Annotated in this window: 13 protein-coding genes; 7 read left to right on the plus strand and 6 right to left on the minus strand. The window is 72.4% G+C overall.

Translation table 11 applies throughout. The annotated features are described in order from the left end of the window. Window positions 1-488 precede the first annotated feature (488 nt). Window positions 489-1,442 carry an alpha/beta fold hydrolase gene (locus tag AB0912_RS05465; RefSeq protein ID WP_366696626.1) on the plus strand — a complete coding sequence of 318 codons (954 nt, stop codon included), beginning with the start codon at window positions 489-491 and terminating at the stop codon, window positions 1,440-1,442. A 56-nt stretch (window positions 1,443-1,498) separates the two neighbouring features. Here AB0912_RS05465 and AB0912_RS05470 read toward each other — a convergent pair whose 3' ends face one another. Then, complete coding sequence (locus AB0912_RS05470) at window positions 1,499-2,404, minus strand: NYN domain-containing protein (protein ID WP_366696817.1); 906 nt, start codon at window positions 2,402-2,404, stop codon at window positions 1,499-1,501. A gap of 218 nt (window positions 2,405-2,622) precedes the next feature. On the opposite strand from AB0912_RS05470, the gene AB0912_RS05475 reads away from it, so the two are divergent. After that, the gene (locus tag AB0912_RS05475) at window positions 2,623-2,775 is read left to right on the plus strand and encodes a hypothetical protein (protein WP_106983652.1); all 153 of its coding nucleotides are present in this window, start codon (window positions 2,623-2,625) and stop codon (window positions 2,773-2,775) included. Between the two features lie 151 nt (window positions 2,776-2,926). Here AB0912_RS05475 and AB0912_RS05480 read toward each other — a convergent pair whose 3' ends face one another. The 3 genes from AB0912_RS05480 to AB0912_RS05490 all read right to left on the minus strand — a co-directional run bounded on the left by AB0912_RS05480 (window position 2,927) and on the right by AB0912_RS05490 (window position 6,032). Beyond that, window positions 2,927-3,532, minus strand: a complete 606-nt coding sequence (locus AB0912_RS05480; protein WP_366696627.1) for a MarC family protein — start codon at window positions 3,530-3,532, stop codon at window positions 2,927-2,929. A 580-nt stretch (window positions 3,533-4,112) separates the two neighbouring features. Beyond that, on the minus strand, window positions 4,113-4,970 hold the full coding sequence (locus AB0912_RS05485) for a PHP domain-containing protein (RefSeq protein ID WP_366696628.1): 858 nt from the start codon (window positions 4,968-4,970) through the stop codon (window positions 4,113-4,115). Between the two features lie 420 nt (window positions 4,971-5,390). After that, window positions 5,391-6,032 carry a DUF6758 family protein gene (locus tag AB0912_RS05490; RefSeq protein ID WP_366696629.1) on the minus strand — a complete coding sequence of 214 codons (642 nt, stop codon included), beginning with the start codon at window positions 6,030-6,032 and terminating at the stop codon, window positions 5,391-5,393. 162 nt (window positions 6,033-6,194) lie between these two features. Between AB0912_RS05490 and AB0912_RS05495 the strand changes: the two genes are divergently transcribed. Beyond that, window positions 6,195-7,448: an MFS transporter gene (locus tag AB0912_RS05495; protein ID WP_366696630.1), complete on the plus strand. Its 1,254-nt coding sequence runs from the start codon at window positions 6,195-6,197 to the stop codon at window positions 7,446-7,448. Between the two features lie 125 nt (window positions 7,449-7,573). Here the strand turns inward: AB0912_RS05495 and AB0912_RS05500 are convergent, their stop codons facing one another. Continuing rightward, window positions 7,574-8,158: a suppressor of fused domain protein gene (locus AB0912_RS05500; protein WP_366696631.1), complete on the minus strand. Its 585-nt coding sequence runs from the start codon at window positions 8,156-8,158 to the stop codon at window positions 7,574-7,576. Window positions 8,159-8,777: 619 nt separating this feature from the next. Between AB0912_RS05500 and AB0912_RS05505 the strand changes: the two genes are divergently transcribed. Further along, window positions 8,778-9,890 (plus strand): magnesium and cobalt transport protein CorA, encoded by a 1,113-nt coding sequence (locus AB0912_RS05505; RefSeq protein WP_366696632.1) that lies wholly within the window; start codon window positions 8,778-8,780, stop codon window positions 9,888-9,890. A 39-nt stretch (window positions 9,891-9,929) separates the two neighbouring features. After that, window positions 9,930-10,481 (plus strand): hypothetical protein, encoded by a 552-nt coding sequence (locus AB0912_RS05510; RefSeq protein WP_366696633.1) that lies wholly within the window; start codon window positions 9,930-9,932, stop codon window positions 10,479-10,481. Between the two features lie 89 nt (window positions 10,482-10,570). Here AB0912_RS05510 and AB0912_RS05515 read toward each other — a convergent pair whose 3' ends face one another. Beyond that, window positions 10,571-11,293, minus strand: coding sequence for a hypothetical protein (locus AB0912_RS05515; protein ID WP_366696634.1), 723 nt, complete (start codon window positions 11,291-11,293; stop codon window positions 10,571-10,573). Window positions 11,294-11,518: 225 nt separating this feature from the next. Here AB0912_RS05515 and AB0912_RS05520 point away from each other — a divergent pair, with 225 nt between their 5' ends. Continuing rightward, window positions 11,519-12,913: a CBS domain-containing protein gene (locus AB0912_RS05520; protein WP_366696635.1), complete on the plus strand. Its 1,395-nt coding sequence runs from the start codon at window positions 11,519-11,521 to the stop codon at window positions 12,911-12,913. Further along, window positions 12,903-13,499 (plus strand): DUF1003 domain-containing protein, encoded by a 597-nt coding sequence (locus tag AB0912_RS05525; RefSeq protein WP_366696636.1) that lies wholly within the window; start codon window positions 12,903-12,905, stop codon window positions 13,497-13,499. Before AB0912_RS05520 ends, AB0912_RS05525 begins: the two co-directional genes overlap by 11 nt. Window positions 13,500-13,540 lie beyond the last annotated feature (41 nt).

Below are 13,540 nucleotides of genomic sequence, written 5' to 3' on the forward strand. Positions count from 1 at the left end.
CACCCGCAAGGCCGTCACCGACGCCGAAATCCCGGCCCAGGCCGCGGACGAAGCCGAGGCCAAGCCGGCCCCGCGCCGCCGCACCCGCAAGGCCGCCGCCACGGAGCCCGCGGAGAGCTGATCCCCGTCCGACGGCCCGGTCCCCTTCCGAGGGGGCCGGGCCGTCGGCGTTCCCGGCCCCCGACACTGGGGCGGGGTGCCCGGAGGGAGCGGGCGCGGGCCGGTCCGGGAGCCCCAGGGAGCGGGCGCGGGCAAGGGGCCGGCAGTGGGGTGCCACCGGGGACTAGCCGACACCCGGGGCGAGGCCGGGAGCCCGAGGCCGGGAGCCGGGTGCCGGGCCGGCGCGGGGTCCCCCCGGAGCGAGGCCGGCGGGGGCCCGGTAAGGCGTAGCCCGCCAGGCCAAAGAACCGGCATCACCGTGGCGCCCCGCTCCCGGGCACCCCTCCTCCCCCGCGCGGCCTGCACCCCCGACCGATAGCCTCCTCTGCATGAGCAGGCCCTATACCTTTGTTCCGCCCGCTGGTGTTCGCGCGTACCGGTTGGACACCGCGCGGGGTGAGTTCGCCGTGCTCGACGCGGTGCCGGACGGGTTCCTCAAGGGGACCGCGCTGTTGCTGCCCGGGTTCACCGGCAGCAAGGAGGACTTCATCGCGCTGCACGCGCCGCTGGCCGCCGCCGGGTACCGGACGGTTGCCGTGGACGGGCGCGGCCAGTACGAGACCGGCGGCCCAGCGGACGACGAACAGCTCTACGCCCAGAGCGAGTTGGCGCGGGACGTGCTCGCCCAGGCCGCCGCTGTCGGCGGCCCCCTGCACCTCCTGGGGCACTCCCTGGGCGGCCACATCGCCCGCGCCGCCGTCCTGCTCGACCCGGCCCCCTTCCGCTCCCTGACCCTCATGGCCTCCGGCCCCGCGCAGATCTCCGCCTCCCAGCAGCAGCGCGTCAAGCTGTTGCGGGACGCGCTGGCCGTGATGGGCATGAACGAGGTCTGGGACGCGATCCAGGCGATGGAGCCGCCCGAGGAGACCGACACCGGCGGACTCGACGCGGGCCTGGACGACCTCGCCGACCTGCGCCGCCGCTGGCTCGCCAACAGCCCGGCCCAGCTCGTCGCGACGGGCCGTCAGCTCTGCACCGAGCCCGACCGCGTCGCCGAACTGGCCGCCCTGTCCCTGCCCAAGCACGTCATATCCGGCGAGCGCGACGACACCTGGCCGGTTCCGCTGCTGGACGACATGGCCGTACGGCTCGACGCCCGGCGCACGGTCGTGGAGGGCGCCGAGCACTCCCCCAACGCGGACCAGCCCCTGGAGACCGCCCGCGCGCTGGCCGCCTTCTGGGACGCGACGGACCGACCGGCAGGTCGGCCGACGGACCGACCGACGGACCGACCGGCAAGTCGACCGACGGACCGACCCGCAGGTCGACCGACACACGAATAGCGGAGGGCGATCCGGGTGCCTGACCTACTAGACGGCGTCGCCGCTCGCGAAGCCCCCTAGTACTGCGCCCGCAGATGCTCCCAGAAGCCGTCCCGCAGGGCGCGGCGCAGGTCCGACTGGCCGCGCAGGGAGTACTGGAGCATTCCCTCGGCCTCGACCAGCAGGTCCTGGTCGACCGCGCCGGGGAGGTAGGGGTGGCCGGGCAGGAGTTCCACGAGGGCTTCGCGGCCCCGCGCGGCGAGCCACTTCGCGGCGATCTGGGCGCCCACGAAGCGGACGTCCTCCCTGCCGGGCCGGGCCGCCGCCGTGGGGTCGTACGACTGGGCGGTGCGGCGGGCCACGTACGGCTTGAAGAAGTCGAGGTCGAACGTGCGCTGGCTGTCGACCTCCCAGAGCAGCGGCTCGGCCTGGTTACGGCCCTCGGGCGCCTCGATGCCCCACAGGTGGACCCTGGCCCCGTACCCCTGGGCCGCCTCGACCGCGGAGACCAGGTCCTCGTCGCCGCCGAGCAGGGCCGCGTCGCTGATGGCCCGGTGCCGGGCGAGGGACTCCAGGTCGGACCTGATGAGCGAATCGACGCCCTTCTGCTGGTTGTTGGCGTTCAGATTGCCCAGCCGCACCTTCACGTCCGGGAGTTCGGCGATGGACTGCTGCTCCGAGGTGTGGATGCGGCGCCGGGCGCCGTCGTACCAGTAGACGCGGAGCAGCCGGCTGTCCGCGAAGATCGTGCGGGCCCGGTCGATGAACGCCTCGATGACGCCTTCGGTGTCCAGGTCGAAGGACCGGCGGTCCTCCGTGCCGGCGACAAGCCTCCCCGCGGCCGCGTACAGATAGCCGGCGTCGACGAAGATCGCGTGCGTGGAGGGAGTCTTCGCCACCTCGGCGAGCATGCGCTGAAGCAGCTCGTTCGTGCGGTCGATGCGGGCGGCGAGCGCCGCGTGGTCGTCGTTCATCACGTCCATTGTCCCGGCGGTCACGCTGCGAACACAACCGGCGGCGGTCAGTCTCCGCCCGCGCGGCTTACCGGCGGGTAATTAGGTTCTCGAAAAATTTCCTTAGCGTAGGGAATGTTTGTAACAAGCATCCCGTTGGATAGATACGGAGGCCGGGACAGGGATGCCCCGGCTCCCGCATACAAGTAGTTCTCCTCAGGAGGATGACCAGACGAAGGGAGAAGCCCATGCGCTTCGAAATCATGCGACTCGACGATGTCGACGGAACCCCCGTGGACAGCACTGTCGTGGACGCCGCCTCCGTCAACAGGATCGTTCAACAGGCCGCCGCCATAGGACAGCGTCTGTGGATCCGCCCCGCCGATTCGACCGCTTCGTAATACTTACCGTAGTGCGAGGACGCGGCTGACAGCGCCGAGACGCGGCGCCGCAGACCGCGGACGTCTATTGATGTAGAGACTTCGGAACCCCGTACGGCCCGTGTGCCGTACGGGGTTTCGCGTTTTCCGGGCCCTGTCGCGGGACCGCCCGTCAGCTTCCCTGGATGACCTGGGTGACGCCGTTGATGATCTGCTGGACCGCGATCGCGGAAAGCATCATGCCCGCGAGCCGGGTCACGAGCACCACGCCGCCGTCCTTGATGACGCGGATGATCAGGAGCGAGTAGCGCATCACGATCCACAGCACGACGTGGATCGCGAGGATCGCGGTCCACACCGAGACCTGGGTGGCGACCGTGTCGGCCTTCTGCACGGCGAGGATCACGGACACGATCGCGCCGGGCCCGGCGAGCAGCGGCATGCCGAGGGGGACGAGGGCGACGTTGACGTCCTTGGTCTGCTTCGGCTCGTCGGTCTTGCCGGTCAGCAGGTCGAGCGCGATGAGCAGGAGCAGCAGTCCGCCCGCGATCATCAGGGCGGGCACGGAGACGTGCAGGTAGTTGAGGATCTGGTGGCCGAGGAGCCCGAAGACGGTGATGACACCGCCGGCGACGCAGACCGCCTGGAAGGCCATCCGCCGCTGCACCTTTCCGGGGCGGCCGGCGGTGAGCGCCAGGAAGATCGGGGTGATCCCGGGGGGATCCATGATGACGAACAGCGTGAGGAAGAGGGAGCCGAAGACGGCGACGTCGAACATGGTGAGGATGAGCCTTGCGGGTGGTGAGCGACGGCGGACGGAGTTCCGTCCGCCGGGGTGGGCGGGCGTCCCGGAGCGGGACGGGGACCCGGCGCGCACGGGCTGTGTACGGGCCATACGCGGGCCGGTACGGGCCATACGCCGGCCGTATACGGACCTCGTGCGGGTGCCGGGTGCTGGGCTGCGGGCCGGGCCGGGCCGGTGACGGCGGCCCGGGACACCTCGACGGCGCGGCGCCGCCCCGGGGAGGGCGACCGCGCGACGGGACGACACGGACCGTCCGACACCGGCGGGGGCGCCCACAGGCGGGGGCCGCCCGATCCGATGCAGGCGGGCGCCTGCCGGAAGACGGACCGGACCGTCCGGACCGGCGGACACCTACCGGCAGGAGGACACCTACCGGCAGGAGGACCGTCCGGTACCGGGGGACACCCACCGGCACGGACCGCCCGTACCGCGCGAGGCAGCGCAGGCGCCGTACCGGCGGGTTCCGTTCGGTGGGAGGCCGCGACCGTGAGGGGTTGGGTCGGTCACGCGGGCGCGACCGGCACCCGGGCGGCCTGGGCGGCGCCTTGGGCGATCAGGCTCCGCCGGCGCCCGGCACCGGGAACGCCCCGGTGGAGCGGCGGGTGATCTCCCCGTAGACCTCGGGGTCGGTGGTGAACTGGCCGAGCGCGCAGGTCTTGCGGCTGCCGTGGTAGTCCGACGAGCCCGTGGTGAGCAGGCCCAGTTCGGCGGCCAGGCCGCGCAGCCGGGCCCGGGTGGCCGGTTCGTGGTCCATGTGGTCGACCTCGATGCCGTCGAGGCCCGCCGAGGCGAGTTCGGCGATCGCCGACTCGGGCACGGTGCGGCCCCGTTTGGCGGCGGCGGGGTGCGCGAAGACCGTGACGCCGCCGGCGCCCTTGACGAGCCGGATCGCCTCGAAGGGGTCGGTCTCGTGCTTGGGGACGTAGGCCCGGCCGCCGTCGGCGAGCCACTGCTCGGTGAACGCGTCGGAGACGGTGTCGACGACGCCCAGTTCGACCAGCGCGGAGGCGATGTGCGGGCGGCCGACGGAACCGTCGCCCGCGATACGCGCCACCCGCTCCCAGTCGATCGGCACCCCGATCTCCCGGAGCCGGGCGACCATGGCCTGGGCGCGCGGTACCCGGTCGTCCCGGACCAGCTCGCGCTCGGCGAGCAGGGCGGGCTCCTCGGGGTCGAAGAGGTAGGCCAGCATGTGCATGCTGATGCCGTCGAGGCGGCAGGAGAGTTCGGCGCCGGTGACGAGGGTGAGGCCCTCGGGCAGCGCGGCCACGGCCTCCGCGTAGCCGCGGGTGGTGTCGTGGTCGGTCAGCGCGACGACGTCCAGCCCTGCCGCGGCGGCGTTGCGCATCAGCTCGGCGGGGGTGTCCGTGCCGTCGGACGCGGTGGAGTGGGCGTGCAGGTCGATACGCACTACGCGGGCTCCAAGCGGTGACGGGGCGGACGGGGACGCCGGGAAAGCGGACGGGGACGCTCAAGGATAACGGGAAAACGAGCCCCACCTGTCACACCCGAACCGCCCGTGCACCCCCTACCACCGACACCCCCGGGCACCCGTCCCCGGTACCCCCGGCGCCTCCGGCACACCGCCGTCACCGGCCTACACCGACCCATGCCCCCCGGCCCCCAGCCCCCACGCCATCACCGGCCTTCGTCGACCCTCTCGACGTCACCGCGCCTAACGCCGACCCCCTCAGTCCCGCCGCCCCACGCAGATCCCCTCAGCACCGCCGGCCCACGCAGACCCCCTCAGTCCCGCCGCCCCACGCCGACCCCCGCAGCACCGCCGGCCCACACCGGCCCCTTCCGCCCGCCCCCAGGTGGCGTACGCCCCTCAGGGCTCCAGAATGCGCGGCGACAGCGCCCCGCACGGCAGCAGGTCGACCTCCGCGCCCGCGTCCCGGAGGTCGGTCAGCACCAGTTCGTCGTACATCAGGAGCCCGGTCTGCTCGGGCCAGACGACGGCCCACAGCCACATGCCGAGCGCCTCGCCCGCGAAGACGGCGCGGTCGCCGGGGGCGCTGGGCACATGCCAGAGGGGGGTGGGGCGGCCGGCGGCGAGGACCTTGGCCTGCGGGGGTTTCTCGACGTTCATATGGGGGCCGGGGTCCGGTCCGTCGACGCCCGCGTACCGCGCGCCGAGGCCCACGCCGAGTTCCTCGGCGACGAGGATCAGCTCGCCCATGCCGCCGAGCGGCCCCGGGCCCGAGCAGGCGACGGCGGTGGCCCGGCCGCCGCTGCGGTCGTCACCGGCGAAGGAGGCGCCGGTGAAAAGCCAGCCGACGGGCAGCGGCCAGGGCATCCACACCGGCACCCGGGCGCGGTGCACGACCACACCGAGGGCTTCGACGCTGGGCGGGATCACGGGCTGCAGCGGATGCACCGTGCCGTGCACATCGCACTGCCACGCGTCGGCGAAGAGGCCGGGAGCCCTGACCCGGCCACCACACTTCGGGCAACTGGGTTCGCCCCTCATAAGGCCCAACGGTCCTCCCCGTCCTTCCTCGCGTCAAGGACGATCACCCGTCCGCCGCGCCCCAGCCGCGGCAAAACTGCGTGTAGCTTGCATTAATTAGCTCACCTAACTTATTGTGTGTATAGCGCAACGATCTGGCCGGTACGCAGCGAAGGAGCGGGCATGATCAGCAACACGGAAGCCCCTGCCGGAGGGGACACGTTCGACGCGGGCGCGGGCGGGCTGCTGCGTCAGCCGAAGGCCGTCTGGGCGACGGCCGGCGCGTCCGTCGTCGCCTTCATGGGCATCGGGCTGGTCGACCCGATCCTGCCGTCCATCGCCAAGGGCCTGGACGCGACGCCGAGCCAGGTGTCGCTCCTGTTCACCTCGTACTTCCTGATCACCGCCGTCGCGATGCTGGTGACCGGCTTCGTCTCCAGCCGGATCGGCGGCAAGAAGACCCTGCTGCTCGGCCTCGCGCTCGTCGTGGTCTTCGCCGGGCTCGCCGGCACCTCCGGATCGGTCGGCGAACTCGTCGGCTTCCGGGCCGGCTGGGGCCTCGGCAACGCCCTGTTCGTCTCCACCGCCCTCGCCGTGATCGTCGGCGCCGCGGCCGGCGGCAGCGCGGCGGCGATCCTGCTCTACGAGTCGGCGCTCGGCCTCGGCATGGCCTGCGGCCCCCTGCTCGGCGCGCTCCTCGGCGACGCGAGCTGGCGTTACCCGTTCTTCGGCACCGCGTTCCTGATGGCGATCGGCTTCCTGTGCGTCACCGCGTTCCTCAAGGAGCAGCCGAAGCCCGCGCGCAAGACCTCCCTGCTCGACCCGCTGCGCGCCCTCGGACACGGCGGCCTCGCCTCGGCGGCGACCTCCGCGTTCTTCTACAACTACACGTTCTTCACCGTGCTGGCCTTCACCCCGTTCGTGCTGAACATGACGCCGTACAAGTCGGGCGCGGTGTTCTTCTGCTGGGGTGTGCTGCTCGCGGTCTTCTCGGTGATCGTGGCGCCGCGCATGCAGGCCCGGTTCGGCTCGCTGAAGGTGCTGGGCGGCTCGCTGGTGCTCCTCGCGGCGGACGTCCTGGTGCTCGGGTACGGCGACCACACCACCGCGATCGTCTGCACGATCCTGTCCGGCGCGTTCATCGGCGTGAACAACACCGTCTACACCGAACTGGCCCTCGGCGTCTCCGACGCGCCACGCCCGGTGGCGAGCGCCGGCTACAACTTCGTGCGCTGGTTCGCGGCGGCGGCGGCGCCGTACTTCGCGCCGAAGATCGAGGAGTGGACCGACATCCGCGTCCCGTTCGTGGTGGCCGCGGCGACCGCGCTGCTCGGCGCGGTGGTGGTCCTCGTCCGGCGGCGCGCCCTCACGCACGAGGCGGAGGAGCTGGAGCCGGTGCACGCCACCGAGGACGGCGTCACGGTCTTCGCGAACTGAGCGATGGCGCCGACCGGCTCGCGGAACGGGCCGGTTGACGTCCCGTCAGCCACGCGGACGAGTCAAGGCCGGCCCGGGGCCGGTCAGTCCCGGGCGGGGGCCGGTCAGTCCCGGGCCGGGGCCGGTCAGTCCAGCGGGACGGACTTGCGCAGGGGATCGCGCAGGTCCGTTCCGCCGTTCAGCCAGCGTTCCTGGAGGGCGGCGGCGCCGTGCACGCGCTTCCAGGCGGCCTCGTTGGGCGTCATCGGGAGCAGCGGCAGGAACCGTACGGGGTCGGCGGGCTCGTCCAGTTCCAGGTCCTCCACCAGGCCGCCGGACTCGGCGACCAGGACCGAGGTGAACGGCGCGCCGGGCCACAGCGGCTCCCCCACGTCCAGGGAGGCGCCGGGCGCCACGATCAGGCCCTCGACCTGCGGCGAGGCGGCGAGCACGGCCAGCGGGCGGAGCACCTTGTCGGTGTCGGCGCCGGACGGGCGGACCGAGAGGATCAGCTCGGCGCGCGGCCCCTTGACCGGGTCGGCGAGGACCGCGGTGGGGTCGGCCATCGGCTGGGCCGACATGCCGAGGGTGGCGTAACGGACGACATCGCCCTCTGTGAAGCGCACCACCTCGATGCGGTCGGCGCCGAGGAAGGTGACCGCGGCCCGCGCGTCGGGTTCGCCCAGCGCGGAGCGCAAACGGGCCTCGACCAGGGGAAGAACATCTGCCATGCGCCGAGCATAGGCGGGGCCTCGCACCGGGCCGGGCGGCGCACCCCCTGGTCAACAACGCGCAAAGCGGCGCCTTGACACATCGGTGCGCTGATAGTCTTGGCCGCTGGTCGGAGCAACTGGTACGGACGCACCCCTCATGCCCTCACGGCACCAAGGGAGTTGGCCCCGAAGGCTCCGGCGCACTGAGACTGATCTGACTCCCCTTCGGAGGGAGACAGACTCCCCTTCGGGGGATGGCTCGTCCCCCACGGGGGACCGACCGGAGGAGGTGGGGCTGCAATGGATCGAAGTCGATCGTGCAGTACCACCCGCTCTTCCGGTCGCTGAGTCCGTAGCTGGTCCCGCTGGTTTTTCAGCCCTGCCGGCTGCCGCCTCCCGCAACCGTGTGCACACCTGTCAGCGTTGCCCGGTGCACCACGGAAGAGCGCTTCGTTTCCGCCTGATCTGTCCGATCTGAACCCCTGATCTGTCTGATCTGAATCAGTAGCGAAGCTGCCACCGCGACGGTGCGGTGCTCCCCGCTTTGTGGACGTGCCAAACATCCGCAGTCAGGACGTCCCCATTCCGGGTAGTTCCACCCGTCGCAGGCCGCCTCCGTTGCGAGAAGGAGCCTGCCATGTCGATGATCCGTGACCTGCGTGCCGCGGTCCGCCCCCGTCCCTCGCTGCGCAAGGACAGTGGCTCGTACGACACCACCCGTGACCCCGGCACCCCGTCGGCCGTGGTCGACTGCGCCGTCTACCGCGACGGCGCCCGCGTCGAGACGCCCGCCCCGCTCACCCCGCACGAGGCGATGCGCCAGGTGCGGCGCGACGGCGGGTTCGTGTGGATCGGCCTGCACGAGCCCACAGAGGACGAGTTCGCCGGTATCGCCCAGGAGTTCGGGCTGCACCCGCTCGCCGTCGAGGACGCCGTCCAGGCCCACCAGCGCCCCAAGCTGGAGCGCTACGACGACTCCCTGTTCACGGTGTTCAAGACCATCCACTACGTCGAGCACGACCGGCTCACCTCGACCAGCGAGATCGTGGAGACCGGCGAGGTCATGTGCTTCACCGGGCGGGACTTCTTCATCACCGTGCGGCACGGCGGGCAGGGTTCGCTGCGCGCGCTGCGGCACCGGCTCCAGGACGACCCCGAGCTGCTTTCCAAGGGCCCCTCGGCGGTGCTGCACGCGATCGCGGACCACGTGGTCGACGGGTACATCGCGGTGGCGGACGCCGTGCAGGACGACATCGACGAGGTCGAGACCGAGGTGTTCTCGCCGGGCCGCAAGGGCAGCCCGCGCGGTACGGACGCCGGGCAGATCTACCAGCTCAAGCGCGAGGTGCTGGAGTTCAAGCGGGCGGTCTCCCCGCTGCTGCGGCCCATGCAGCTGCTGAGCGAGCGGCCGATGCGGCTGGTCGACCCCGACATCCAGAAGTACTTCCGTGACGTCGCCGACCACCTCGCGCGCGTCCAGGAGCAGGTCCTCGGCTTCGACGAACTGCTCAACTCGATCCTCCAGGCCAACCTGGCGCAGGCCTCCGTCGCGCAGAACGAGGACATGCGCAAGATCACGTCCTGGGCGGCGATCATCGCCGTACCGACGATGGTCTGCGGTGTGTACGGCATGAACTTCAAGCACATGCCCGAGCTGCACTGGCGCTACGGCTACCCGGTGGTCATGGGGGTCACGGTCGGGCTCTGCCTGTCCATCCACCGCATCCTCAAGCGCAACGGCTGGCTCTGACCGGACCGGGCGCGGGAGTGCCTGGATAGGCTGGGGCGCATGACGCACGAGCTGCTCGACCGGGCCCTCATCGAGGAGGCCACCAAGAAGTCGGGGCTGATTTGGGTGCGCGCCGGCGGTCTGTCCGCGCGGCCCGAACCGGACCACGAGGTGCCCACCCGCCCGCTCTGGCACGTGTGGCACGACGGCGCCGCCTTCCTGGTCGGCGACGGGCCGGGCGAGCAGCCGCTGCCCGGTCTGGCCGACGGCGGCGAGGCGGTCGTCACCGTCCGAGGCAAGGACAAGGGCGGCCGGCTCGTGTCCTGGGCCGCCCGCGTCACCGAACTCGCCGCGGGCACCCCGGAGTGGGAGGCCGCCGTCGGCGAGCTGAAGGGCAAGCGGCTGAACGCGCCCGACGGCGAGGCGATGCCTCAGCGCTGGGCCCGCGAGTGCCGGCTCGTACGCCTGGAGCCGACCGGGGCGACCGCCGCGCTGCCCGAGGACTCCCTCGCGCGGCGGCCGGTGCCGAGCGCGGCGACCACCCGCCAGGAGGTCCCCGCGGCCCTCCCCCGGCTCCTGTTCAAGCGCCGGGGGCGCCGCGCCCGCGGCTAGCGGGCACCGCCGACGGAAGGCCGCCGGTCGGCGGCCGGCGGCGCGGGGCGCGCACCGCGACCTGCGAGACGCGAACCGCGCGCTGCGCGCTACGAGGTGGGGAGCTGCTGCCCGTAGTCGACCGTCTCGCTCTTGGCGGGCTCCTCCAGCGGGAAGTCCTTGCCCCAGTCGGTCAGCCGGAGGGTGCCTGCGTTGCCCGCGCGGACCAGCAGCAGCGGGTACGGGGTGCCCTTCAGGGAGACGTCCAGGGCGCCGCCCGCGCCCTTGTCGCCGGTGATGCGGATGGTGCGGACCCCGGACTGCTCGTGGTGGCCGTCCGTGGCGAGCGTGCCGTGCAGGCTGAGCAGCCCGTCGAGCAGGACGTCCTTGTCCGTGAAGCCGCTGAACCGCTTGTACGCGGGATCGCCGGTCGGCACCTTCACGTACTTGCCCTCCAGCTTGTCCGCCGCGGCCGTGTCCGCCGCGTGGCCGCCGTCCTTGCCGTCCTGGTGGGTCCAGAACGCGGCGTCGGCCTTGAGGAAGAGGTGCTCGCCGACGCGCAGCAGCCGGAAACCGGCGCCCTTGGAGGTGACCGACCCGGTGCCGCCGTCGGACTTGAGGCGCATGTCGAGGGTGTAGGTGGTCCCGTTCGACACGACGGTCCCGGACAGCCGTACGGTCTTCGCGTCCTCGGCGGCCTTCTTCGTCTTCGCCTGGATGGTGGCGGCGGGCAGTTTGCCGACGCCGTTCGTGCCCGCGTCCGGGTCGTCGCCGCCGCAGCCCGTCAGCCCCGTCATCCCGGTCACGGCCAGGGCGCACACGGCGCTCGCCATCGCGACTCTGCGGGTACGGCCCGGGGAAATTGCAGTCACAGGTGGGGCTGCCTCTCGTGCGCGGTGCTGGCGGCGTACGGCAGCGTACCGGTGCCGCGGCCACCCGGCGGAGGCAGTCCGTCCGGACCGCCCACCAGGGCGTATCCGACCGGGACGGGCTAGCCTGAAGCCCACCCGAGCGGACAGACCGGCACAGAGTGCTCCGAGGCGAAGGAGGCGCGCACCATGGCCGCAGGTGCCCCCCGGATCTTCGTCTCGCACCTGGCCGGTGTCGCCGTCTTCGACCCCAACGGCGACCAGGTGGGCCGCGTGCGGGACCTCGTCGCCATGCTGCGCGTGGGCCGGCGCCCGCCGCGGCTGCTCGGGCTCGTCGTGGAGCTGTCCACCCGCCGCCGGATCTTCCTGCCCATGACCCGGGTGACCGGCATCGAGTCCGGCCAGGTCATCTCGACCGGCGTGCTGAACGTCCGCCGGTTCGAGCAGCGCCCCACCGAACGGCTCGTCTTCGGCGAACTCCTCGACCGGCTCGTGACGCTGGCCGAGACGGGCGAGGAGGTCACCGTCCTCGACGTGTCGATCCAGCAGCTCCCGGCCCGCCGCGACTGGGAGATCGACCGGGTCTTCGTGCGCAAGGGACGCGGCGGGGGCGCCTTCCGGCGGGCCAAGGGCGAGACGCTGACCGTCGACTGGTCGGCCGTCACCGGTATCTCCCTGGAGGAGGACGGGCAGGGCGCGGAGAGCCTGCTGGCCACCTTCGAGCAGCTCCGCCCGGCCGACCTGGCGAACGTCCTGCACCACCTCTCGCCGAAGCGGCGCGGCGAGGTGGCCGCGGCCCTGGACGACGACCGGCTCGCCGACGTCCTCGAAGAGCTGCCGGAGGACGACCAGATCGAGATCCTCGGCAAGCTCAAGGAGGAGCGTGCGGCCGACGTCCTGGAGGCGATGGACCCGGACGACGCGGCCGACCTGCTCGCCGAACTGCCCACCGAGGACGTGGAGCGGCTGCTCACCCTGATGCGGCCGGGCGAGGCGGCCGACGTGCGCCGGCTGATGGCGTACGAGGAGCGCACGGCGGGCGGTCTGATGACCACCGAGCCGATCGTGCTGCGGCCCGACGCGACCGTCGCCGACGCACTCGCCCGGGTCCGCAACCCCGACCTCTCCCCCGCGCTCGCCGCCCAGGTGTACGTGTGCCGCCCGCCGGACGAGACCCCGACGGGCAAGTACCTGGGCGCGGTGCACTTCCAGCGGCTGCTGCGCGACCCGCCGTTCACCCTGGTCGGCTCGCTCGTCGACGACGACCTCCAGCCGCTCGCCCCGGAGGACGAACTGCCCGTGGTCGCCGGCTTCTTCGCCACCTACGACATGGTCGCGGCGCCCGTCGTGGACGAGAGCGGCTCGCTGCTCGGCGCGGTGACCGTGGACGACGTACTGGACCACATGCTGCCCGACGACTGGCGGGAGACGGAGTTCCACCTGGACGAGAGCGTCCCGGAGGATGTGCACGAGGCGGTCCGCGGCGAGGTGCCCGACGACCGCGCCGAGGGCGCCCCGGCGGGCGGGGACGCGGTGGCGGGCCCGGGTGACGGTTCCGGCGGAGGGGGACGGCATGGCGGCTGAGCGCGAGAACCGTGAACGGGCGGCCACCGGGGTCACCGCGGCGCCCCGGCGGCGCGGCCGGCTCGACCAGCCGATGCCGCCGCGGCGCCGGTTCCTGCCCGAGTGGGACCCGGAGGCCTTCGGGCGGCTCTCCGAGCGCATCGCCCGCTTCCTGGGTACCGGACGGTTCATCGTCTGGATGACGATCATCATCATCCTGTGGGTGGTGTGGAACGTCTCCGCCCCGCGCGACCTGCGCTTCGACAACTACCCGTTCATCTTCCTGACCCTGATGCTCTCGCTCCAGGCCTCCTACGCGGCCCCGCTGATCCTGCTCGCGCAGAACCGGCAGGACGACCGCGACCGGGTCAACCTCGAACAGGACCGCAAGCAGAACGAGCGGTCCATCGCGGACACCGAGTACCTCACCCGGGAGATCGCCGCCCTGCGGATGGGCCTCGGCGAGGTCGCCACCCGCGACTGGATCCGCTCCGAGCTGCAGGACCTGGTCAAGGAGCTGGAGGAGCGGTACGCGGAGGGGTCCGGGGACGGCCGGGTCGTATTCCCGGCGGAACGGTCGCGGGCACGTGACGTAGACGACCGGTGACGGGGCTTTCCGGGGCCCCTGGGAAGCGCCGTACCATCGTC

Origin of the sequence: Streptomyces sp. NPDC007084, assembly GCF_040703595.1 — a bacterium.
In the GTDB taxonomy this organism is placed as follows: domain Bacteria; phylum Actinomycetota; class Actinomycetes; order Streptomycetales; family Streptomycetaceae; genus Streptomyces.